Origin of the sequence: Paenibacillus sp. NPDC056933 (genome assembly GCF_042674385.1) — a bacterium.
In the GTDB taxonomy this organism is placed as follows: domain Bacteria; phylum Bacillota; class Bacilli; order Paenibacillales; family Paenibacillaceae; genus Paenibacillus.
In genome coordinates, this window is the sequence record NZ_JBHUQN010000006.1 from 175625 (window position 1) to 198255 (window position 22631).

General features: G+C 46.4%; 23 protein-coding genes. 6 read left to right on the forward strand and 17 right to left on the reverse strand.

Translation table 11 applies throughout. The features are described 5' to 3' along the window. Positions 1 to 69 precede the first annotated feature (69 nt). From ACFTRD_RS28855 to ACFTRD_RS28875, 5 genes are all read right to left on the reverse strand, one after another. Positions 70 to 1392, reverse strand: coding sequence for an ABC transporter substrate-binding protein (locus tag ACFTRD_RS28855; protein WP_379385990.1), 1323 nt, complete (start codon positions 1390 to 1392; stop codon positions 70 to 72). A gap of 116 nt (positions 1393 to 1508) precedes the next feature. Beyond that, positions 1509 to 2489, reverse strand: a complete 981-nt coding sequence (locus ACFTRD_RS28860; protein ID WP_379385992.1) for a LacI family DNA-binding transcriptional regulator — start codon at positions 2487 to 2489, stop codon at positions 1509 to 1511. A gap of 96 nt (positions 2490 to 2585) precedes the next feature. Further along, positions 2586 to 3029 (reverse strand): FixH family protein, encoded by a 444-nt coding sequence (locus tag ACFTRD_RS28865; protein WP_379385994.1) that lies wholly within the window; start codon positions 3027 to 3029, stop codon positions 2586 to 2588. A gap of 17 nt (positions 3030 to 3046) precedes the next feature. Further along, positions 3047 to 3499 carry a disulfide oxidoreductase gene (locus ACFTRD_RS28870; protein ID WP_192270931.1) on the reverse strand — a complete coding sequence of 151 codons (453 nt, stop codon included), beginning with the start codon at positions 3497 to 3499 and terminating at the stop codon, positions 3047 to 3049. Between the two features lie 125 nt (positions 3500 to 3624). Then, positions 3625 to 3975 carry a winged helix-turn-helix transcriptional regulator gene (locus tag ACFTRD_RS28875; protein ID WP_379385996.1) on the reverse strand — a complete coding sequence of 117 codons (351 nt, stop codon included), beginning with the start codon at positions 3973 to 3975 and terminating at the stop codon, positions 3625 to 3627. Between the two features lie 125 nt (positions 3976 to 4100). On the opposite strand from ACFTRD_RS28875, the gene ACFTRD_RS28880 reads away from it, so the two are divergent. Then, positions 4101 to 4730: a nitroreductase family protein gene (locus ACFTRD_RS28880; protein ID WP_379385998.1), complete on the forward strand. Its 630-nt coding sequence runs from the start codon at positions 4101 to 4103 to the stop codon at positions 4728 to 4730. 80 nt (positions 4731 to 4810) lie between these two features. Here ACFTRD_RS28880 and ACFTRD_RS28885 read toward each other — a convergent pair whose 3' ends face one another. After that, a complete protein-coding gene (locus tag ACFTRD_RS28885; RefSeq protein ID WP_379386000.1) occupies positions 4811 to 6445 on the reverse strand; it encodes a copper amine oxidase N-terminal domain-containing protein in 1635 nt (544 codons plus the stop codon). Positions 6446 to 6761: 316 nt separating this feature from the next. Between ACFTRD_RS28885 and ACFTRD_RS28890 the strand changes: the two genes are divergently transcribed. Continuing rightward, entirely contained in the window at positions 6762 to 6968 is a 207-nt protein-coding gene (locus ACFTRD_RS28890; RefSeq protein ID WP_053780164.1) for a hypothetical protein, read from the forward strand. 12 nt (positions 6969 to 6980) lie between these two features. Here the strand turns inward: ACFTRD_RS28890 and ACFTRD_RS28895 are convergent, their stop codons facing one another. Beyond that, positions 6981 to 7856, reverse strand: coding sequence for a phosphotransferase enzyme family protein (locus tag ACFTRD_RS28895; RefSeq protein WP_379386003.1), 876 nt, complete (start codon positions 7854 to 7856; stop codon positions 6981 to 6983). Positions 7857 to 8051: 195 nt separating this feature from the next. Here ACFTRD_RS28895 and ACFTRD_RS28900 point away from each other — a divergent pair, with 195 nt between their 5' ends. Together ACFTRD_RS28900 and ACFTRD_RS28905 are read left to right on the forward strand one after the other, a co-directional pair. Further along, complete coding sequence (locus ACFTRD_RS28900; RefSeq protein WP_379386005.1) at positions 8052 to 9158, forward strand: stalk domain-containing protein; 1107 nt, start codon at positions 8052 to 8054, stop codon at positions 9156 to 9158. A gap of 225 nt (positions 9159 to 9383) precedes the next feature. Next, positions 9384 to 9659 (forward strand): WXG100 family type VII secretion target, encoded by a 276-nt coding sequence (locus ACFTRD_RS28905; RefSeq protein ID WP_379386007.1) that lies wholly within the window; start codon positions 9384 to 9386, stop codon positions 9657 to 9659. A gap of 94 nt (positions 9660 to 9753) precedes the next feature. On the opposite strand, the gene ACFTRD_RS28910 is transcribed toward ACFTRD_RS28905, so the two are convergent. From ACFTRD_RS28910 to ACFTRD_RS28955, 10 genes are all read right to left on the reverse strand, one after another. After that, positions 9754 to 10023 (reverse strand): DUF4176 domain-containing protein, encoded by a 270-nt coding sequence (locus ACFTRD_RS28910; protein ID WP_192270941.1) that lies wholly within the window; start codon positions 10021 to 10023, stop codon positions 9754 to 9756. A gap of 18 nt (positions 10024 to 10041) precedes the next feature. After that, positions 10042 to 10776 carry a hypothetical protein gene (locus ACFTRD_RS28915; RefSeq protein ID WP_379386010.1) on the reverse strand — a complete coding sequence of 245 codons (735 nt, stop codon included), beginning with the start codon at positions 10774 to 10776 and terminating at the stop codon, positions 10042 to 10044. Continuing rightward, positions 10777 to 11739 carry a hypothetical protein gene (locus ACFTRD_RS28920; protein ID WP_379386012.1) on the reverse strand — a complete coding sequence of 321 codons (963 nt, stop codon included), beginning with the start codon at positions 11737 to 11739 and terminating at the stop codon, positions 10777 to 10779. Between the two features lie 41 nt (positions 11740 to 11780). Next, the gene (locus ACFTRD_RS28925) at positions 11781 to 12587 is read right to left on the reverse strand and encodes a hypothetical protein (protein WP_379386014.1); all 807 of its coding nucleotides are present in this window, start codon (positions 12585 to 12587) and stop codon (positions 11781 to 11783) included. A 198-nt stretch (positions 12588 to 12785) separates the two neighbouring features. After that, positions 12786 to 13832, reverse strand: a complete 1047-nt coding sequence (locus ACFTRD_RS28930; protein WP_379386016.1) for a hypothetical protein — start codon at positions 13830 to 13832, stop codon at positions 12786 to 12788. Between the two features lie 68 nt (positions 13833 to 13900). Then, complete coding sequence (locus tag ACFTRD_RS28935; RefSeq protein WP_379386018.1) at positions 13901 to 15589, reverse strand: DUF6138 family protein; 1689 nt, start codon at positions 15587 to 15589, stop codon at positions 13901 to 13903. A 163-nt stretch (positions 15590 to 15752) separates the two neighbouring features. Then, positions 15753 to 15875 (reverse strand): hypothetical protein, encoded by a 123-nt coding sequence (locus tag ACFTRD_RS28940; RefSeq protein ID WP_379386020.1) that lies wholly within the window; start codon positions 15873 to 15875, stop codon positions 15753 to 15755. A 60-nt stretch (positions 15876 to 15935) separates the two neighbouring features. Then, positions 15936 to 17588: an extracellular solute-binding protein gene (locus tag ACFTRD_RS28945; RefSeq protein WP_379386022.1), complete on the reverse strand. Its 1653-nt coding sequence runs from the start codon at positions 17586 to 17588 to the stop codon at positions 15936 to 15938. Between the two features lie 99 nt (positions 17589 to 17687). Further along, positions 17688 to 19280 carry a response regulator transcription factor gene (locus ACFTRD_RS28950; protein ID WP_379386024.1) on the reverse strand — a complete coding sequence of 531 codons (1593 nt, stop codon included), beginning with the start codon at positions 19278 to 19280 and terminating at the stop codon, positions 17688 to 17690. After that, complete coding sequence (locus tag ACFTRD_RS28955) at positions 19255 to 21015, reverse strand: sensor histidine kinase (protein WP_379386026.1); 1761 nt, start codon at positions 21013 to 21015, stop codon at positions 19255 to 19257. The genes ACFTRD_RS28950 and ACFTRD_RS28955 overlap by 26 nt, the downstream gene beginning before the upstream one ends. Before the next feature lie 159 nt (positions 21016 to 21174). Between ACFTRD_RS28955 and ACFTRD_RS28960 the strand changes: the two genes are divergently transcribed. After that, positions 21175 to 21444, forward strand: a complete 270-nt coding sequence (locus tag ACFTRD_RS28960) for a hypothetical protein (protein ID WP_379386028.1) — start codon at positions 21175 to 21177, stop codon at positions 21442 to 21444. A gap of 223 nt (positions 21445 to 21667) precedes the next feature. Next, positions 21668 to 22627: an ABC transporter permease gene (locus tag ACFTRD_RS28965; RefSeq protein ID WP_379386139.1), complete on the forward strand. Its 960-nt coding sequence runs from the start codon at positions 21668 to 21670 to the stop codon at positions 22625 to 22627. Positions 22628 to 22631 lie beyond the last annotated feature (4 nt).

The following is a 22631-nucleotide window of genomic DNA, read 5'->3' on the forward strand; positions in this document are numbered from 1 at the left end:
TACTGTCATAGGGGCCCCGATTGGCACAGGGAGGAATAGTCCTTCTCCTGTGCCCGTTGCTACTCCCCTTTATTTTACGTTAGTCCAGTACGCCTGGATTTCCTGAGCAAGTCCTTGGCGATCAATGACATCAGCCAAGTATTTTTGCATAGAAGCGCCTAATTTGGACCAATGATCTGCTGGAAGAGTACTCATCGATTCCTCAATTTTGCCTGCCTTGATGTATTCACCAATCGACTTGCCAAGCGGATCAGCCGGTTCAAGGGTAATGTTGCTGAATGCTGGAATTACACTGGCCTGATTCACCAGGAAATCCTGGCCTTTGTCCTGATAGACCATCCAGTCCAGGAATTTTTTCGCAGCTTCCTGCTGTGCTGGTGTACTTTTCTCCTTGTCTATTAATATGCGCTTGGACACGGCTGCGGAGATTTGTGTGTTGCCGAAATCTTCCGCATTGTTACTTACCGGAACAGGCAAGAACCCGTACTTCCCATTGGCCGTATCAAAGCTGTGAATCTGTGGCCATGCCCAGTTGCCCTGAAACCAGATGCCAACCTCACCTTTGCCAAGCACTTCTGGTCCGCGCTCATACGTTCCAGACAGTGGTGAGGCTTTATCGATGTTATAGGTCTTCATCAGATCGAACGTATCCATCAGCCCGTTAAAAACAGCATTGGAGGCCAAATCCACCGTGCCTGCCTTCAGGTCGGTAATAAATTGATCTACTTTGGCACGATCTGGTGATTGTCCGCCATATGCAAGTCCAAGATAGTGAGCTCCAAGCGACCAATCCATTGGCGATACGATTAATGGCGATTTGCCGATAGCTGTAATCTTTTTGAACAAATCTTCAAGCTGATCTGTCGTTTGAACCGAGTTCGGATCAAACGTACCACCCACAGCCTGATCCAGCACCTGTTGGTTGTAGATGAATCCATATCCTTCAATGGAAAACGGGAAGGCATAATTTTTCCCATCAAATGTTGTAGCTGTGGTGCTATTCTCGACGGCGTCCTTCATCCATTTCTCGGAGGTGAGATCCAGGACACGATCCTTGAATTTCTCCACATCTCCCGTATCCAGCATCATCATGGTGGTCGGATTGCCTGATGCATACAACGCCGATGCCTTCTCGAATGGCGATTGTCCGCTGCCTACGGGTATAATCTCCAGTGAAATATCAGGATTTTTCGTTTGAAAATCCTTCGCAGCCTGCTCCAACTGACTGTTTATTTCTGATTTGGAATTAAGAAGTGTAATTTTGACGTTATCACCGGATGTGGTGGAAGCCTCTGTTCCCGTCCCTGACTTTGCACCTCCACATGCCGTAAGAATAACAACCATAGCCAAGGATAAAAGCAATAATTTCATCCATTTCTGTTCTGTTCTCATCTGTCATTGCCCCCGTTCATTAATATAAAAGGAACCGCTTACAAAATCGATTATAGTGTCAAAGGTTTGACATGTCAATCGTTTGACATAAATAAAAATAAAAGAACGACCCTCGTTCAGGTCGTCTCTCTCTCCACCAGTGTAACGGGTAAAACATTCTCCATATCAATCTTTTCTTCAACAATCTGACGACGGATGAGGTCCACCGCCAGTTCAGCCAATTCCTGAACGGGTTGTCTTATCGTAGTAATGCCTGGCAACACGTAGCCTGCTGCCCGGATATCATCATAACCAATAATCGCAATATCCTCAGGAACTTTACGCCCATGGGCTACAATTTGCTTCAAAGCATGAATCGCGATGAGATCACTGGTGACGAACAGACCATCCACATCGGGGTGCTCCACAAGAAGTCGTTCAACCAACTTCGTATACTGTTGCTGACTGAACACATTCAGATCGGTTTCATGCATCGTTACCGGCTTAACACCATGTGCCTCCAGCTTGTCCATAAAGCCTGTTGTTCTCCGATTGGACAGCATCTGCAGTTCAAGATTGCCGCATATATGTGCGAGTTTCCTTCTTCCCTTGGCAAGCAACAACTCGGCTGCCATCACACCACCCTGATAATTATCGGAGGAAATATACGGAATGTCTGCGCCAATCTGCCGGTCAATGGTCACAATCGGTGAATTCAGATTCATATACTCATCCACTTCAAGGGTATGGCTGCCCATAATAATTCCATCAACCCGATTACCTTTAAGCATTTCCACATACTCTCGCTCTTTGGAGGGCTCCATATGCGAGTTGCATAGCATGATTTTGAATCCATTCTGGTACGCATAGTACTCGATATAGTTCGCCAGCTCGCCAAAAAAAGGATGCGATACATCCGGAATAATCAAACCGATGACGTTTGACTGTTTGCGCAGTAGGGAACGGGCAATCTCATTGGGACGATAATTCAATTCGTTCATCGTCTGGTACACTTTATCCCGGGTTTTCTGGCTGATGTAACCCCGGTTATTCAATACCCGAGAAACGGTAGTTACGGAAACCCCTGCTTTGAGTGCAACATCATGAATTGTTGCCATAACAACCTCTTTTCCTACAACATTCTTAATGATTAATACCATTATATATTATACAACCTGCTTGCTTTCTCCAACCAATGGCACGCCCGCTGCTCTCTATTTCGCTACAACTGTCGCTCTAGGCATACTGTGCATCGCTCCATGTGTTACATGAGCCTGAACCACATAGGTACCTGGCTCTTCAAATGTGTACTTTACCTCGTAGATCCCCTCACCGGCTTCGCTCGCTTTCAAGGCTCCCTGTTCCTCCAGCTTCTCTGCTGTCATCATGCCCAGTTCCGGGGAAACAGCCTGGGGTTCGTCAAGCTTGTTCCAGATCTGGAATTGAACCTGATCCGCATGAATTAACGGCTTCCCCCCTTGCATAAGCTTCACTTCCAATGACACAGGCTTATGGAGGGACACCTTCTCCGGCACCATGAGCTCGACTTTAATCATCTCTGGCATCTCACCCGTCTGGGACTGCTCCTGATTGGAGCAGCCTACAGTCAGTAGGACCAGAATGATTAAGGACATGAACCAACGGACTTGTCCGCTCATCAATCATCTGTCCTTTCTTATGAAGAAGATTTTGGTGTTCTGCCAATTCCCCACAGCATAACAATAATGATGATAAACGCGATCAGTGCAAGCAAAGGAATGGTAATAAAACCAAACCAGTTCAAATAATCGGTATAACACGGGATCTGTCCACATGCCACTGAATTACCCGTAGCCGAATAAATACGCTGAATCGTTACATGGTACAACGAGATCCCGCCTCCAATGAAGCTAAGCGGCAGGACGTATTTGGTGATGCCCACATCATCCTTGAAATAGGCAATCCCCAGTAAAATCGTGAGAGGGTACATAAAAATACGTTGAAACCAGCACAGATCACAAGGAATATATCCCTTAATCTCACTAAAATAAAGGCTGCCTCCAGTCGCAATGACCGATACGGCCCAGGCAATAAATAACCGCGTGTCCACATTTCTCGCCGGACGCTCGGGCTCTACAGGTGTACTCATTCATCTGTCCTCCTCTGCCATTTTGCATACCGAATGATCATACATGATTCATGATACCAAGGGATATTCAAGCCATTATGTAGGGCATTACACGATGATTATACCAAATATTTGATATTTTAGGTTCATTTATGATCGCATTGAATTTGTTCATCCTGTTCCATTCCTGTTGACCTTGCGTATGTATTCCCCCAGTCACACATCGTGTTCAATACCGGAACAAAAGATCGTCCAAGATCAGTCAAACTATATTCCACTTTGGGCGGAACCTCCTTGAATATTTCTCTATGGACAAGTCCATCGTTCTCCAGCTGTTTCAATTGATCAGTTAAGACCTTTTGCGTGATTCCAGGTATCAATTCGTAGAATTCTTTGGTTCTTACCGATTGTTGACTCAGAAAAAAAAGGATAAGACACTTCCATTTCCCGCCGGCGATATCCATAAAAATATTTATTCCAGTATTGAATTTAACCAAAGTGCCGTTCCTCCCCAATAGATACTTTAAAGTGGCTATACCACCTTTTTGTGCGTTATTTTCTCATTTGTTATAGCCTACTATAATTCAAAAGAGCAATAAATAACAACGATGGAGATGATCATATGAGTGTACAAACCATTTTGGAAAAAAGACGTTCTGTTCGGCACTTTGATTCAAGTTATACGATACGACCAGAGGTGCTAGCTTCTTTAATTGAATCTGCAAGCAAGTCACCGAATGGGAATAATATTCAAGCGACCCGGTACCTCATTATTGATGAACCCGACTTGCAAAGGGCATTGCTGCCTATAGCTTTTAATCAACAACAAGTCATAGATGCTTCAGCTTTGGTGGTCATGTTGGGAGATTATCGGGCATTTGAGGAAGATAACATCATCAAAATCCACGAAGAAGGCTTCCAGGCAGGCTTTTTTGATGAATCCCTCAGAGACTATCTGGCCAATGCTGCAATACAGTACTACGCAACTAAATCCAAAGAAGAGCTGAAGATGGAGCTAACCCGAGATGTAAGCCTTGCATCGATGTCATTTATTTTACTCGCAAATGAAGCCGGTTTCGAAACCATTACCATGTCAGGTTATGATTCCGCTCAATTAAAAGCCAGCCTGAATATTTCCGATAGATATTTGGATGTCATGCTGATCGCCATAGGCAAAGGTACGAAAAGTGGACATCAGACGGTACGTCACCCTGTTCATAAGATTATGTATCGAAACACCATTTCCTCCTGATGATAACAACCAAAAAAGCTGCCGTATGGGGCAGCTTTTTTTGGTTGTGTTTGCCTGACTGTCCTATTTGAGTTTTACGATTACATCGATTTAGTCAGCGTGATGGAGCCATCTTTTTGCACCCATTTTACATCCCAGCCAAGAAGCTCAGCGATAAAACGCAGTGGCACTTGCGTACGTCCATCTTTGTTAACAAAGACCGTTGCGCCCACATTTTTCTTCATACCGTTAACTTCCATAACGTTGTTGTTCACCCAGAACTTCAGTGTATCATTGCCAGCCATTACCGTTACTTGTTGTGCTTTTTTATCCCATTTCACGGTTGCACCAATTCCTTCGCTCAGGAAGCGCAATGGAATGTAGGTTGTGTTTTTCCAAAGCATTGGCGTGGTGTCCATGTTGGTTGTTTTGTCATTGATTTTCAACATTTTGCTGTTCAGCTGCATCCATACCGTTGTTGTATTGGTTTCAGGCATTGTCGGTGTAGCGGGTTGCTCTTGGAATTTATCATTGAATTGAGTCACAATTGCATTGCCGAGGGCCTGACCCACACCAAACATAACTTTGAATCCTTCACGATTAGTCGTGTACGAATGATCGTTGTTAGCCGCAGCGTATTGATCCAACACTTGTTGCACTTGCTTCTCATGTGTAGTCAATGCTTGTTGTCCGGCAGCTTTTGGCAGGTTACCCGCTGTAGCGGAATCCAGGAATGTTGCGAACTCCGTCGTGAATCCATCAATACGTTTCTCCACAGCTGCACGAGCCGTTGCATCATTATTTTTAACTGCTGTTACATAGTCGCTTTGTGCATTCACGTGGTTGGTTACCCAAATTTTCTCGAACGCATTGGCACCATCATTACCGTAAATGGAAGCGATCGCTGCTTTGAAATCCGCTGTGTTTCCAGCTTCAGCTGTAACCAGTGCATTCGAGGCTGCTGTGCGGCCATCATACTGCTCTTGCATTTGCAGAGCCGACAGTGCGAAGTGCTCGGAAGCCAAGTGATTCAATGCAGATCTCAGGTCAGCTGCTGGGGTATCCGCTTTGCTATTCTCGAATTTCTCAGGCATTTGTGTTGTGATTGCAGTGGAAAGTGCTTTACTCACGTCGAACATTTCTTTGAAACCTTCACGGTAAGCTTTGTATGCATCGGTGTAGTCACCAGCGACATATTCATCAAATACTTTTTGCACGAGATCTTCATGTACTTTCAACGCATTTTGGGCTGCTGCTTTTGGCAACTTGCCTTCCGTTGCTGTGCTCAGGAATGTGGAGAATTCTTCTACAAAACCGTTGATATTTGTTTGTGCCTGTTTGATCCCAGCCTGGTTACCCATTTTAGTTGCTTTCACAAGATCGTCTGTATATTGGTTATGAGCGCGGAAGATACGTTCAAATTCTTTGGCTCCTGCATCACCGTAGAGGGAAGCGATGGCCGGCTGCATATCCAATGCATTTTGGTCGAGTGCTTTGTAAGCTGCGTCTGCATCTTGTGCTCCGTCATATGCCTTCGCCATTGCGGTTACTGCAAGCGCAAAGTGTTCGGATAACAGGTGATCCAGGCTCGCTCTCAGGCCAGCAGCAGGTGTATTGACACTTGCCTTCATTGTAGTCATTGGTGTCTGTGGTGCTGCTGCAGCCCCGGCGATTCCTGGCATCAATAGCGTCAAGCTCAGCATGGGTGCGATAAATTTCTTCATTTTCGTTTTCATTACGTGTTCACTCCCCGGTTAGTTTGGTTCATCCTTTGTTTCCTCGTCGTCTTCATAGGGTGTAACGCAGGGTTCTTCAATCTGGATCACCTCTCTGGGCAAAAAAAATCGCAGCCTCCGTCCAGGGAAGCCGCAAATGCGCGTCACAACAAGGTTTATTTCAAATTTAAAATTTTAAAATTATAGTAATCCACACTGCATACATACTGTAAGTGAAGAACTTTATTTTCCTTAATTTATCAATAAAAACTTACATCCAAGGTAAACTTGAAGTACAATGAACAGAACGATTGATTTCAATGAAGGAGGTCATCGCATGACATTGCTGCCCTATATTTTAATTGTTGGCATTGCCCTGTTCGGTGGAATCGCTACGATGATTATCGGGAATTCCAAAGCCAATCAGACCAGCAACCCCGAATATGATCGCAGGACCAAGCAAAATCTGAGCAAACTTACCTATGTATACGTTGGTGCCATCGTTCTCGGCATAGGAGGTTTCGTCCTGTATTTATTCAACTGAATAGCCTTACTCTCAGCAAAGTACATGTTTGAACTTTTCGAGTAATTCAAGGTTTCGTTGTACATATGGGATGGTTTGGCGAACCATTCCCCTCTCTCTTATGATGGCCAAGAGTCCACGTATCACCCACAAATGCATTTGTTCATAAAGACTTTTCCTGCTGAAAGAATTACCTTCCTGTGTATATCCCTGCTCAAAGTCAGCTGCAATCTCTTCTAATTCTCTCTCTGTAACCGATGGAGGAATGGAGGAAGTCAGCGCGGCTGCCAAATCGAAATGAATATCCCCTTTCCTTGCTTCTCCAACATCAATAATGTGAATGCTCTCCTCTGAAAATAACAAATTCCAAATGCCAAGATCCCCGTGAATGATTGCTTTATACTGTTCCTTGTATTCCATGCACTGCTCTGTATGTTGTTGCAATGAATGTATGCATTCCGATGTTGAGCTTGTTACTTCTCTGGAAACTTCCCTCCATAATCGGGGCAACGCGAAGCGATCTGCCTGTTCGGAAATCTCAAGATGACTCGTCACACGATGAAAAAGAGAGATCAACCGACCTAACCGAATGAAATTCACGTTAGTCTGGTGACGTGGAAGGACATTCTCTATATAAGTCTGCAGATTAAAGACTTCATGATTGTCCGTGATAAATGGAAGGCCGTCTTTGGCATGTATCATGGATGGGGTGATATTTGCGGATGCCAATGCCCGATATATTTCATATTCAGTCCACCCCTGTTGTTCATTCCTCAATTTACGCAGTACGAACTTCCCGTATGAAGCCCAAACCAGCATCGCCTTTGAACTGTTGCCTTGCGGTATGGCGTGGCAGTCTAGAATATTCCCAATATCGTAATGCTCTGCTACAAAATCGATGTCTATCAAGGTTACACCCCATTGCCTGTTTATTTCTCCAATGATCTATTCAATGGGCAAAATGATATTTTGCCGCGTTCATGCACATGTTTACAAGTTGGAGATAATTCGGAATTATTCTGGATATGTTCAGCGGGTAATATAAAGCCATAAGGACAGCAAGCCACTATAAATAACAAATAACACAATTTAAAGGAGAGATATATGATGAAAAAAAACCTAAAGAAATCCGCAGCAACGATGATGGTACTGGGTATGACATTAACAGGAGCAACGGGCGTATTCGCAGGCACTCAGCTGGAGAAAATTTCGGTATATCTCAACCATGGGATCAGCTTCAATGTAGACGGTGCGGCGTACTCACCAACGGATGGCAATGGCAACAAACTGGCTCCAATCACTTACAACAATTCAACTTATCTGCCTGTACGTGCCATTGCTGATGCGCTGCATGTACCTGTATCATACGATGGCAAAAAAGGACAGGTCATCATCGGAGAAGCTACAAGCAATCCTTCCACTTTGAGCAATGTAACCTATAGCGCAGCGCAAAAAGAAGCCATCCAAAAGGCATTTGCACAGTTCGATGGTTTCGAGACAGCATACGCTCCTCAACAGATGATTGCAGGTGATACTTTTAAAAGTGTAGGCGCTGGCGGCGATGGAGTAAGCTTTACTTTTAACCATATGAAAGTGGATGTGTCTCCAAGAGATTATTCGGATGGTTACAATGGCAAAGACGTTAAACTGTCCAATGGTGTCACAGCCAAATGGTACACACCGGATCAAACGGGTATGCTCACGTTCAAACTGGATGATCGTTATGTCACAATAAGCTCACCGGACCATAAGCTGTCTCAGACCCAGTTGCAGCAAGTAGCTGTATCTGTGCAAAAAGTTCAAGGCAACGATCAGGGCGTTACGGGCTTCGCTGATGTGAAATATACCCAAGAACAGTCATCTGCTATCCGCAAAGCTTTTGCGAAATTCCAAGGATTCGAGACTGCTTACGCACCACAACACATGATTGCCGGGGATACATTCAAAAGTGTGGCTGCTGGCGGTGATGGTGTAAACTTTGTCTTCAATCACATGAATGTCACTGTGTCACCTAAAGACTATTCCTTCAGCTATGATGGCAAAAATGTTAAACTGCCTAACGGCGTTACCGCCAAGTGGTACACACCGGATCAAACCGACATGCTGACGTTTAAACTGGATGATCGCTATGTTACCCTGAGCTCGGCAAATAACGCATTGACTCACACACAGCTGGAGCAAATGGCTGTATCTGTGCAAAAAGTGAAATAATTTTTCAGTTGGGATCACGGAAACACACTGAATCATACAACATAACAAACACACATCATTCTGTTCTTCCTGTGATGAGGGACAGACTCGATGTGTGTTTTGTCCTATTTAAGATGATCTCTATGATTCTAAAAACAAGGCTTTTGTCCGGATTCATTTCATTTTGAATCACGTTATAATGAAGTATACTGCATTTAACCGAAGAAAAGATAAGGAGTGGAAATCATGGACCAGCGGATCGATCTATCCCCGGAGGAACTGCAGCAGCTTGCAGGTGAATTCAACAAGGCCTCGCAGAACGGGCATGATATCCTTGCGCAGCTCAAAACGATGATTGACCAGTCTGAAGGTCAGTGGGAGGGTGAGCGTCAGCGTGAGTTTCTCCAACGAATGAATGATAGCATGACGTCTGTGAGCCATTATTTGCGTGGTTTGCAGGAGACAAGCAATAGTCTTCAGCAGACGGCGACCCGTTTTCGTGAAGCGGATCAGTCCCGATAAAGCAACCGCACATGTCAACATCACATAGCATCAAAAAAACCATGTACCTGAAGATGATTTATCATTCCTTCAAGGCCATGGCTTTTTGCAATTTCTATGATTCACTCAAACTTACAGCAAACGCCTCTTCTTCCTCATCTGCATAACCCCTGAAAATGATCTCTTCGATATCTTCATGATTAAATACATACGTATAATCCGCATTGATATACCCCTCCGGGTACAAACAGCCAATATAATCGAACTGACGTGGTGGCTCCGTCATCAACATTTGCTTGCGTCCATAGATGACCAGCTTTTTGGTGCCTTCTTTTAAAAGAATGACGGAGCCATTGGGTAGTAAAGTGGATGTTTCTTTTTCCATAGTGATCCTCCTCCTTTATCAATTTATGTTTTTATTGGCATGAACCTCATCTGACTTGTTCAACACCCGGCGAAGCCAGTAGTATCGGTGCACATCCATAATAAAGTGAAATACGACAAAAGCCAGCATAATGTACACACACATGAGCACAACAGCTACCGTCTGCTGCGTAACAAAGGCCAGTGAAATGTTGGCCAGAAGATATCCAGCTCCCGTTAGCATCGTTAACAGAGCGACTGGCATTCTGGCGCCCATGTCCCCTTTTTTTCGGTGAGGGGACTGTTGCAGTTTACGCAAATGAAACTTCGCATACTGATATAAGGCAAATCCATATAAGACAAACGATCCAATGGCGTACCACGGCGTTGTGAGGCCCAACATGCCATATGCAAACTTTTGCACAATGACCATAAAACCCAAAGAACAGACGATCCCAAACACACCCCGAAACAGGACATAATTCACCTGCAGCCTTCGTGGTGTCACGATCAGGGCGATGGCCCACACATTCATCACCACCAGCAGCGGCAGGAGAATATAGGCGTATACGGGTTGGAACGGAACACTGAACACGGGAATCAACAGAAATAGGTTAAGAAAGAAAAGTACCAGCGTACCCGCACTGAACCGAATGCCATCTACCGCATATACAGCCAGATAGTTTTCGAACGCCTCCCGGTGATAGGGGGTTCCTTCAACCCTTGCAGAAACCGTGGTACCGGTCGTTGAGTTTTTACGTTTTTTGCTTGCCATTTATTTAAACCACCCCGCCACTGTAGACCAGGCTTTCTTTGCACCATGCTTAACGACATCCTTCATAGAATCATCCTTCCCATCGCCATCCAGATCCATATTCATCGTTACTCCTTCCGCAAGATAAGTCAGGCCTACGGATACGCCCAAACCAACTGCGCCTACTGCCAACACAGGTGCTGCTGCAGGCAGAATAGCCGCTGTCAGGAGTGTTGCGCCAACGGTTGTTGCCCCGCCGACAACAACGTTACCGATGATATCGCCAGCGATTTTGTCACTAGATGCATTCTGGCTAATGTTCTCCTGAGTATCTGTGAAAACATCAATGCCAACACTTGCCCATCCCAGCTTGTCCGTTAATGCAGATTTGACCGCATAACCCGGCTTGACCATAGAGGCTATTTCCTTGATCTGCGGGGTAGCGGTTCCATTGGCAAGTTTGGCTTCAATGTCACGGACATAATGAATTTTGTAGTCTCTGGGTCTTCCGTTCACAATCTTGTTATCTTTGACCGAATCGTAACTTTCACGAACCAAAATACGTGGCGTATTCCGGTCCAGCTGCGGTTTGACCATAAATCCGTTTTTCACACGATATCCCAACCTGGCAACAGCAGCGGCTCCTGTCAGTGTTCCTACTGTGCTTCCTGGTCCATCGAATGGAGCGAATGGATTAATTCCGGTCAACCCAAATGTACCACCTGACTGATCCTCCTGTTCCATTCGCTCACGGGTGGTTTTCACAAATGCCGCCAGTTGCTGCATATTCTCTCCAGCGTTCTGAAACCGCTGCTGGTGTGTCTGGTATAACCCAATGATGGTTTGACGATTCCCAGATTGCCAAGCTGCACCCTGAATAGAACGTTGCAGAGCGCCATCTACCTGCTGAAGCTGTGCGGTAACCTGTTCAATCTGCAGTGCGAGGGAGTTCAGGTACTCCGATTTCATGATAATTTTAGTCAACTGGACTTCCTCCTTCGACTTACGTAGATGATTCCATGTGTTTAGACCGCAGGCAACATAGACAATGAACGTGTCGTTAGCAAGAACAGACTCTGTACCACCTCTTCTTCGGTCACCTTGAATGCGGTCAGATCTGTTTCTTCCCCTTTCAGGAATAACCAATTCCCATCGGTGCTGCCCAGAAAATAAATGGTTTGCGACTTCCCCTCCGTGCCACGAGTGTACACGTCAAATTGCCCCCATCTCTGGATCGTCGCGAAAGCATGGGATAACTCGTTGATCAATGATTCATTGAGATAATGGTCCTGCTGTAAAATCGATTGAATGGTCTTGACGTCTGATCCGATCGGTAACGCGGATAGTTGCTGCAACGTTTCTGCCTGAATGGGTGTACGCAACATTTCCTCTTCCGTATCGGGCAACTCGATCCGGTTTCCCATGAGTTGGAACAGATCCTGCAATTCTTCGAAAGAAGACAGTACCGTCTGATCGCGTGCGGGTATCCATACCCATTCAACAATTTGCATGCCTGACAAAAAACCATAAGTCACAGACGATTCACCATCCGCTATATGCAGATCCAGTCGGGTAACTGCACTACTGAGCTTACACCCCCTCAGCAAGTTATGTACTTGCGGATCTATAGTGACTTGTCCATCCTCTACTTCAATGACACTATCGTTAACCAGACGGTTAACAACTTGTTTATGCATGCACTCCGCCTGCTCCCTCTCCAATGAAGGATCATTCAGATCCCTGATAAGCTGGTCCGCTTCGGGAATATTCATCAATTGAAACAGAAACAAGGCCTCTCGGCCGGAACATTCAAACGATGTATATGAAGGCAAGTCATTCCCTCTTTTCCTTAGTATAGGGTTAAACATGTTATGGAAAAGTCTATCATTTTATTGTAAAAGGTTATACAACTGCGCTCAATGCGCCCACGCTCCTGATATTGGGGGGAACAACCTGATTATATTTACCCAAAAATGCATAGAGGCACAGCAAACGACGCCGTCCCCCTACTAAGTTGTCCACTATAAAATTCACCTTGCCCAATCCGCTAAACGAATCACTCTCCGATAGTTCATATAATCGATCATATCCTCCCAGTCCAGTTCGCCTGCATTACCGTCACGATAGTATACGGCTGCAGCGGGCAGGAAACCGACCAACGGACCCATTCCGCCACAGATCATCGCGCCACCGTCGCCTCCTTTGGGCATCATGTTTCCAGACGTATCAAGCGTCAATTCATAGTTATAGGGATCTCCGATAAACTGGACACCAAAAAAGTTGGGCAGCTCCAGATCATACGGACGGTCCTTCACTGCTGATAGGGAAGGGGCCGGCTCTACCGATTCATCCACAATTCCCTCCACCTCTCCGAGGCTTCCAAAATGCTTCAATTTCATCGTGTAGTCAAAGCTGTCTCCCCATGGAAATAACGTACGGCAGCCCCCTCCGTACAGATACTCCCACTCATCTTCAGTAAGCAACTCAAAACCCGCTTTTGCTTCTTCCTCGATAAGGTACTCCAAAGTCAAATCTTCATTGAACCAAAATATCTGTACTGCCTCACCTTGACGAACCAGACGGAACTCTTGATGCAGTTCATACTGGTTCAGATCGGACAGCTTGAATTTCTCCAACTCTTCGGCAAAATAGGTATTCTCCTGAGCCATCGCTTCATCTTCTGTCACTTCAATCCAGCCCATTGAATGGTTGCTGCACTCCACCAGCATGGGAGCAATGTGCACTTCCCTAACCGGAGACATCTGGCTACTTAAAAAAGAATCCACGTCCTCCACACCATACTCACTGACCGTCTCCAGCAAATCTGCGGAGGTTTCCTCATTCATCCCATTCTGCCAGCGATCCCAGCCGAGTGTAACCCGATCCCCAGGCACAAACACAAATCGCTGCTCATCATACGAAAATACACCTGTCTCGATTCGCTGACCGAATCGTTCAAATGTCTCCAATCCTTCATACTTCATACCTGTTGGAAAATGACTGACCATACCACACAGACACTTCTCTTTTTCCTGAGCAGATAACCCTTTCCATACCTCACGATTCAATACTTCCATGCATTCCCCCACCTTTACCTGTATCCTTATACATCTGCTCAACCTTGTAAGCCCTCACGGGCATATCCTTATTTCCCTGCGGCCATTAACAGCTCCAACAGTAATTCTTTTCGTCTACCCTCAGCCTTGCGTGATAACGTTGCAAGCTTCTCTACCTTGCCCCAGATCGGATACAGCACACGCTCCACTTCATAGGTTTTCATTCCATGCAGCGATTGGACCAGAAGTTCAAGTTTCTCCTCATCCTCCAGTTCTGGCTGGATCTTCAGCTTCAGGGAATCCGTAGAACGACGCAAACAGGCAACTAATGCAGGTATGACGCTGGCCGTTACACCATGTACCTCAGCAAAGGCAACGGTGAATTTATCCTGTACCAACTGGTGCTCATCATCCACTACACCCATGTAATATTCAACCAAAGGGAAATACCGCTCATCTGCCAGTCCAAGTCCAAAGGTTGCATAACTGCCTGGCATACAGTTCTTTTCACCCTCTGTATCCGCATAAAATTCGAACTCTTCGATTGCTGCACGTGCATATTCTTCAAGCAGCGGATGCAGCTCCGGGTACTCCAGTGCGTTTGCGAAAAATCGATGCGTATCCGACTTCGCGAGACCTTTAATAGGCAGATACTGCTTCACGCTGGATTTGAGCTTGATCTTGTAACTTTTCGGAAAGCCCTGCTTCAGCAAACGGATAATAAAATCAATGGCTTGTTCGTAGGCAGCTGCTTCTTCCTTACGAATGATGATGGTAATCATCGAGAACACATCGTTGGCTGTGCATTCCACCTGCTCCTTTTTCAAATGGATATCATCCTCGGCATAGGTTCCGCTACCTTCCGTCATCATGCGCGCTGCTCGGTTACTGCCAAGCTGTTTCGCCAGCTCCAGGAAGTTGAGCCCCTTCGGTTTACTGTAGCTAGGTTCATAACGGAGAATCATCACGGCCACATATAACAGCAGATCAATGGGCTGTGCCACATGCTCCCCATGCTCACTCGGAGACTGCTCCCCCCCCAAAGAAGCACCTGGCTTAAGTGTATATTTATTGTCGCTGTATGCAGAAGGCTGCACATCAAAGTAGCGTGGCAAAAAATGATTCTCTGCCCATGAGGTTATCGCACGGATAATATCCCCACGATGCTCCGCCAGGGCTTCCTGACGCCCTTTGTTTAACTCCTGTATGCGATCATATTGCGTTATAGTCCACGCTACGTCCAGTTCAGGGAACAATTTCGGGTCAAGCAGGTGACGCGTCAGAAAAAAGGATTCCAACGGCTTGGTTGGATATGAACCTTTCAGCAGCTTCTGGTCCACGTATGTATGAATGCGCTCAAGCAACTGCTGCCTTTTCGCTTCGTTGATATATTCGAGCATGGTCACTTGCAGCTTTCCTTCTGTCGTTGGGAATTTCCCGCGAAAGGTAAACCGATAGTCGATCAACGGTGTATCCGCCAGCTTGTCTATTTTTTCTTGAACGACTTCTACAAGTTTGGGCTGGATTTCATTCCGCACCTGTTCTTCCGTAAAGGGACCGGGATTCTTCGATTTTAATCCCTCATCCAATCCAAGATCCACACTGTCTACCGTGGTCCGTCCAGGTCTGTAATCCAGCAAAATATCATTAAAGATCCCCATTTGCAGCGTTGTTCGCTTGACAGCCTTTTCAAGGTCACTCCGCTTCACCTGTTCATCAAACCATTCATGAATTACCGCAATCATCTCTTCCATTGCCTGATCATGGAATGTACTCATCCTTCGACCACCTTCCCATTTATCTACTATCCATTAGTGACTGCTTCCCAAACACCTGGCTCTCGTCAGATCATTCCTCAAACCATGTATGCCAAAAATACGTATTGATGTTCGTATATCACCTATTATTTTACTCTCTCAGGCATCAGCGAAACAATAAGTCTTACGCACGGTTGTACGCCGAGAGAATAATGGATAATCTCTCCTGCACATGTCTATGCAGCCTGTATACCAAATCAAAAACACCGAATTCAGGCGATTTCCCGCCCAAATCCGGTGTATTCACGAAATACTTTTTCCTTCTTTATTACTTTAGTATGATTCATCCGGTGAATCATTCACAGACTTAATTGACTGTTTTGAACCATTCATTGACTTCCGTTGTGATTTGATCGCCGCCCATGGATTTCCATTTCGTCACGAACGCGTCGAATTCATCGATGCCAACTTGACCATAAATGATTTTGCTGAACGTATCTTTCTCCAGCTTGTCGAGTGCGTCTTTCTTCATCTTCATCGTATCCGTAGGTGCACCCGTAAATTTGTTCTTGATGGCATCATCCTTATGGGCTACCACGACCTGGGCCGCAGCGAACACTTCCGGTTTGTTTGCAATGCTTGTATTTTTCTCAAATGGTGTTTCAGGCTCCTTGCCCGAAGCAAGCTCAGCCAGCGTATCCATCATCAGGTTCGGAATACGGGCACCATCATAAGTGAGTGTATACTTCAGCGGAGATACGCCGTCTTTCACTTCAGCTTCACCAAGCACTTTGCCATCTACAATATCAAAGTCATATCCTTGGGCAAAGCCATGTTCGAACTCCCCACCCACTTCTGGATTGGCAAAGTTATCGAACAAATAATTTTGATATGTGAAGAAAATTTCCGGGTTGGCCATATCTTTATTGATCAACACAACCCCATTGCTTGCACCTGAACCGTGGTGATGGCTCTCGCCAGTTGGTCCGGTCGGCAGAGCGATTGCTTTGTAGGTAGCGCCGTCCACATTTTTCTTCACATCATCGATCGGCCAGTTTGGCATCCAGTGTGGTCCCACAATGATTCCGGCTTTGCCTGCTGTGAACAGTTCGGCAGCCTTAATCTCGTCATATACGCCGGCTTCCTTCGGCAGATAGCCTTTGGACAACCAGTCTTTCATCGTTGCAAGTCCTTCTTTCACACCCGGTTGAACCGAGCCGTATTCCAGCGTTCCTTCTGCATTCAAATTCCATTGTCCCGGCATCGTGTTATACATCCCGAAGATCCAGCCGGATTCAGTCATCCAGGTATTGAGGGCATTTTTCATGCCGACCGTCAGACCGTACGTATCTTTCTTCCCGTTACCATCCGGGTCTTTATTCGTAAATGCATCCATTACCGCAACGAGCTCATCGATTGTTTTCGGTTCTTCCAGCCCCAGCTTCTTCAGCCAGTCTTCACGGATAAACATCACCGGGTCACCGTTGTAGGCATAGTCGAAGATCGGGATACCGTACCGTTTGCCTTCATACATGTACGGGTACCACTCTTCCGAGGCGGACTCCGCAGCCCCTTTCCATGTATCGGATGCATACTTGTCGAACAGCTCACCTGCATCGGCGAATTTACCCGACTCAATCAACTCTCGCACCAGATTGTAGTCACCACGGATGGAGACGATATCCGGCAGCTCTTCGTTAGCCGACAGGGAGAGGCGAAGCTTCGTGTAAAAGGCATCATTGGTCACGGAAACAGCCCACGGTGTGGTCAGGTCAATGCCCAAACGTTCTTTGGCCCATTTGGTATGCACATTGCTCTGTGCCGTCTCTCCGTTCTTAAACTTTGTATCATCATTCCAGGCTCGCAGATAGCTCATCTGAACCGCAGGTTCGTACTTACCGTCTTGCAGCGTAAGTGGCGCAGCCGCTTCCTTGGACGGTTCTTCCTTTGCCCCCGAGCTGCATGCCGTTACGGCAACCATCGTCAGTGCAAGCAATGCAGTCATCATTTTTCTATACATGAAACCCCTCCTCAATCACTTTGAATACCCTTACATGAAAAGGATAGTGCAGCCGGGGAAGCAAACATATATCACAATTTCAATGTTCATATTGATTTGTTAACCGTTCCGAAAATCCTGCGGGGTCAGACCATAATGTTTGCGGAATACCTGAATGAAATAAGGGGTATTGTTATATCCCACTTCCTGACCGACTTCATAAATCTTCATTGCCGTGTGCTTCAGCAAGTGAACCGCACGTTCCATTCGGGAACGGATAATGTAATCACTGATACCTTCACCCGTCGATTGTTTATACATTTTGGACAAGTATACCGGGTGCAGATGCACCTCCCCGGCAATAACCTGCAAGGACAGATCTTCGCCCAGATGATGGTCAATCCACTGTTGAACCTGTCTAATCATGCTTGATCCACTTTCCTGGCCCGTATCGGTTGTACTGTGAGCCCATTGTTCCATCACACTCCGGGTCCATGCTTCCAGACTGCGAAGCGACACGCCGTAACCATCCTTCAACAGCTGCTGATACTGTTCACCAAGGACCTCGGACAGCTGTCTGCCCTCCCGATGAGCCATGTATGAGAAAGCAGCTGCGAGATAGTGAAAAGCAACATACACATGTTCAGGGAACACACTATCCGATAATTCGGCAAAAATGGAATCAATCTTGCGATTGGCATCCTCCATTCGTCCTGCTTCCAGCAGCGAGGTCAATCCGGGTGGCTCATACAGCGCCGCAAGGGATTTCAATGTTGCCCCATGGGAGCCGGCAGCCGCATTGAGATGCAATCCTTTGCCCGCTTCCGCCTGCTTGCGCAAGGCACTTACGGCCTGATGGTACAGCTGCGGAACCTGCTCTGGAAAACGGCCTATCCGGCTGACCGACAGTGAAATCGTCGCGTTCAAATACTGCTTCACACTGTGAAGCAGACGTTCCCCAAGCCGCCCCATCAGCAGTTCGGGTTCAGACTGTATCTGCTTCGGACTTGCCATGAAGACAAGATCGTCATACGCATCGTCCGTATGGCAGAGATGATAGCTGCTGCCAAAGATCTCTTCCACTACATTGGAGATGGCGTATTTCATTAACCGGAATGCCTTGTGTGTTGGCTGCGGGTCATCATAGCGAATGAGCAGCAGCTGCATTTTATCCTGGGGACGAAAGCCAATCTCCAATTGCTCCAGCTTCTCCACAAGTTCGCTCTCCGCAAATTTATGTCCAAGCAATACATCCTTCATTAATTCCGCCCGCTTCTCCGGTAAATGCTCCCTCACCGAATACATGGCGCGCTGATGCATCAATTGTTTCTCTCCCTCCAGCCGGATCTGGACGGAGGCCTGCTGCACGGCTTCAATCAGCTCTTCATCCCGCACTGGCTTCAGCAAGTAACTCACCGTCCCATGACGGAGTGCCTGCTTCGCATAATCAAAGGAAGCGTGCCCGGATAAAATGATACATTTGGTTCGCTCCCACTTCTGCCGAATATGACTCACCAGATCCAGACCGGACAAACCCGGCATACGAATATCGGTGATGATAATATGGATCTGATGTGCAGCCATTTGCTGCAACGCCTCTTTGACCGAGTAAGCCTTATATACATGTCCAATCCCATGTTCCCTCCACGGTATGGAGGCTGCAATCGATTCCACCGCTGAATGTTCATCATCCACGACCATTAGATTCATCATTAGGATGTTCCTCCTCAAACCATCGTATTTCCACACTGAGTCCCCCATATGGGATCGCTCCAAAATGAAGCCCCGAAGAATGACCATATCGCGTAACGAGTCGCTGGTGTACATTCCAGGTACCTGTGCCAATTTCTTCACCCATGGGTTCATTGATTTCCCGTTCCAGTCCCGCAATCTCTTCCGGTGTCAGGGTGACACCGTCGTTATCGACAAACAGACTGTATCGTGTGTATTGCCTTCCATCGATTTGCTCTTGTGCTGCCATGCCTGTAACCACGATGTGACCGCTGCCCTCCATCGGTTCAATGCCGTGAATGACTGCATTCTCCACAATAGGCTGGATCAGCAACCTTGGGATATGCTGTTGCAACAATTCTTGCGGTACGGCAATCTCATACGACAAACGATTGGTGCGCATCTGTTGGATGGACAAATAATTGTCCAGCAGTCGTATCTCCTCTTCCACAGTCGTCATGTCATTCTCATCACGCGTGATGTAGCGATAGTAGTCACCCAGACTGAGCGACATGGCAATAACCGCTTCGCGGTTGCCAAGCTGCGTCATATTTTTAATATAAAACAGGCAGTTGTACAGGAAATGAGGATTAATCTGCGATTGCAGATGTTTTAACGTCGCTTCCCGTGAACGAATGCGTTCTTCATATACCTTTTCAATCAACTCCTGAATCTGCTCAGCCATGTGATTGAAGCTCTGGGTCAGATACGCGAATTCATCCCGAGAGTGATCAACCGGAATTCTTGTGGATAGCTGTCCTTTGCGAATCTGTTGCAGCCCTCTCATCAAACGTTGTATCGGTACCTGTACCTTTCGGTATAACAACAGCGCAGCGCCAATACTGAGTATAAGCAAGAGCAAAATGGAAGTGATGAACATATTCCGGCTCTTGTCCATCGGCGTGAGCAGATCATCCAGGACAACCGGGTTAACATAAATTCCGTTCAGCTGTTTGGAGAGCACATAACTGACTAAGTACTGCTTGCCCCCCACCTCCAGCTGATGGTTACCCTCGCTGCCCAGTCCGTTTAACGGCATGTCCTCCATGATGGCTTGCATCAGTTCAGGGTCCGCACTGCGGTTTAATAACGGTTCGTTACCCGGCACATAAAGGAAAGGGTCCCCCCCTTGCGCCTCCTTGAAGTCGTCCAGCATGGCTACAATATTCATGGGATCAAAGTTGATCTCCATCACCGTTCGAACACCCGTAGTCACCGGCTTAGCATTCCATTCATAATTATCCGTGAAGAAATAAGTGAACCCCGCCTGATCCAATTGCCACTGTCCAGGTTGGGGAAACTTCAACATGTTCTCATTGTAGACGGTTCGACTCGCCTTGGTGGATAATACCAACTCTGCCTGAGGCAGCACAATGGTAATATCGTTCTTCCAGCGGCTGGTGGACTGGTACAGCGACAATTTGTCGAGAATATCGAGATAGATGCTGTTTTTCTCATATTGACTGGTCGATTCTGTCATGTAACGATAGTGCAAAATGCTTGGATCGCGCAGCAAAGTAAGCCCATAAAGCGAGAGCTGCTCAATATTTTTATCCACCTGAGAACTAAAATAGTTGAACTGATTCAAGCTGGACTGTTGTTTCTCCTCAACGATCATGTCCACATTCGCCTGATTTGCGTAGGTATAGAGCAGCAGAATCGGTACCAGCAAACAGACAAGCAGCATAACTGTTTTTGAGAATACTGTAAATTTCATTGCTTCACCCTGTCCCGGATTAAAGTAAAGATACACATCGAAGTCCTATTTTATCTTGAAACCCCTTACATATCTATACTGATTTTATGTTATATCGCTTTCCTGTGATTCGTAATCCTCTTATACTAGGAGTGAATTAACATTTCGTGAGGGGGTTGTATGATGCAATGGACAGAACACGGGGTTTTACAGATTGTGGATGAAGACATCTCCAGTCTGTATTGTTACCATGATCGGGATGGAATGGGTTATGATGATTCCTTTCTGTTTGAACTGCAGCTTCAAAATGTGTCGTTAACACCAGGCAGTGTGTCTGCCATTCAGTTTGTTCTGGAAGAGGAGTCTCCCCTGCGGGAAGGTATCATTGAAGATGTGCAGACAGCGATTCGTTCTGTTGATACGCAGTATAATGGATCAATTGTAAAATAATTCAACATTCCAGCAGAAGCGTGAAACAGGAGCATTGGACTTTCGGGTCGGATGCTCCTGTTTGACGTTCCATCAACAAGTTAATATTTCAACATCCGCCTTGAAATGTTGTTCTATAGCCGGCCCGTTTCCGTTGCTATAATTCAGTTGCTCCACTTTTTGCAGAGGCTGGCTGGCCTCATGATGCACAGGCTGGACGATATAAAGGAGGGACCTGATGGCTATGGAACAACCACTAACGACCAATACACCGGTGCGGCAGGCAACACACAATCCACGCAAACGTACCCGGTGGAATTTCAAACGCACATGGCCGCTGCATTTCATGCTTCTGCCTGCGGTACTGCTCACATTGCTGTTCGCCTATGTGCCTATGGGCGGCATTATTATTGCTTTTCAGGATTTCAAACCGTGGCTGGGGTTCACCGGTTCCAAATGGGTCGGCTGGGATAACTTCCGATTCATGTTCGAATATCCGGATAGTGTTCAGGTCATCTGGAACACCGTACTGATTGCTGCCATGAAGATTGTGGCCGGACTCGTGGCCCCGGTTGTGTTTGCCATTTTGCTGAATGAAGTACGGAACTCCACGTTCAAAAGGTTCTCACAGACGCTGGTATACCTTCCCCACTTCCTGTCCTGGGTTGTACTGGGCGGCATCCTGCTGGATATGCTTTCCCCCGAAGGCGGACTGATTAATCAGGTGCTCGCGGCTGTTGGCATTGAACCAATCTTCTTTTTGGGAGATGGCGACTGGTTCCGTGTAACCGTAGTCATTAGTGATGTATGGAAGGAATTTGGATTTGGTACCATTGTCTTTCTTGCAGCCCTCGCGGGCATTAACCCTGCGCTATACGAAGCTTCCGAGGTCGACGGGGCAACACGACTCAAACAGACTCTGCACATTACGCTGCCTGCACTCGTGCCGATGATCATTGTGGTGGGAACGCTGTCACTGGGGAATATTCTTAATGCTGGATTTGACCAGATTTTCAACCTGTACAATCCACTTGTATATGATAAAGGCGATATTATTGACACATTTGTTTACCGGATGGGTATTTTGAATGGCAAAATGAGCTTTGCGACTGCGGTTGGTTTGTTTAAATCCTTTGTCGCCATGTTCCTCGTTATTACTGCCTACCGGATGGCTTACAAAATCGCCAATTACCGCATTTTCTAAGGAG

Coding starts and splice junctions, on each gene's coding strand:
- ACFTRD_RS28905 (WP_379386007.1), top strand. CDS start 9,384: ATGGACCAGCGGATCGATCTATCCCCGGAGGAACTGCAGCAGCTTGCA.
- ACFTRD_RS28865 (WP_379385994.1), bottom strand. CDS start 3,029: ATGAGCGGACAAGTCCGTTGGTTCATGTCCTTAATCATTCTGGTCCTA.
- ACFTRD_RS28855 (WP_379385990.1), bottom strand. CDS start 1,392: ATGAGAACAGAACAGAAATGGATGAAATTATTGCTTTTATCCTTGGCT.
- ACFTRD_RS28915 (WP_379386010.1), bottom strand. CDS start 10,776: ATGGCAAGCAAAAAACGTAAAAACTCAACGACCGGTACCACGGTTTCT.
- ACFTRD_RS28930 (WP_379386016.1), bottom strand. CDS start 13,832: ATGGAAGTATTGAATCGTGAGGTATGGAAAGGGTTATCTGCTCAGGAA.
- ACFTRD_RS28955 (WP_379386026.1), bottom strand. CDS start 21,015: ATGAAATTTACAGTATTCTCAAAAACAGTTATGCTGCTTGTCTGTTTG.
- ACFTRD_RS28935 (WP_379386018.1), bottom strand. CDS start 15,589: ATGAGTACATTCCATGATCAGGCAATGGAAGAGATGATTGCGGTAATT.
- ACFTRD_RS28960 (WP_379386028.1), top strand. CDS start 21,175: ATGATGCAATGGACAGAACACGGGGTTTTACAGATTGTGGATGAAGAC.
- ACFTRD_RS28890 (WP_053780164.1), top strand. CDS start 6,762: ATGACATTGCTGCCCTATATTTTAATTGTTGGCATTGCCCTGTTCGGT.
- ACFTRD_RS28910 (WP_192270941.1), bottom strand. CDS start 10,023: ATGGAAAAAGAAACATCCACTTTACTACCCAATGGCTCCGTCATTCTT.
- ACFTRD_RS28950 (WP_379386024.1), bottom strand. CDS start 19,280: ATGATGAATCTAATGGTCGTGGATGATGAACATTCAGCGGTGGAATCG.
- ACFTRD_RS28885 (WP_379386000.1), bottom strand. CDS start 6,445: ATGAAAACGAAAATGAAGAAATTTATCGCACCCATGCTGAGCTTGACG.
- ACFTRD_RS28870 (WP_192270931.1), bottom strand. CDS start 3,499: ATGAGTACACCTGTAGAGCCCGAGCGTCCGGCGAGAAATGTGGACACG.
- ACFTRD_RS28880 (WP_379385998.1), top strand. CDS start 4,101: ATGAGTGTACAAACCATTTTGGAAAAAAGACGTTCTGTTCGGCACTTT.
- ACFTRD_RS28860 (WP_379385992.1), bottom strand. CDS start 2,489: ATGGCAACAATTCATGATGTTGCACTCAAAGCAGGGGTTTCCGTAACT.
- ACFTRD_RS28900 (WP_379386005.1), top strand. CDS start 8,052: ATGATGAAAAAAAACCTAAAGAAATCCGCAGCAACGATGATGGTACTG.
- ACFTRD_RS28965 (WP_379386139.1), top strand. CDS start 21,668: ATGGAACAACCACTAACGACCAATACACCGGTGCGGCAGGCAACACAC.
- ACFTRD_RS28945 (WP_379386022.1), bottom strand. CDS start 17,588: ATGTATAGAAAAATGATGACTGCATTGCTTGCACTGACGATGGTTGCC.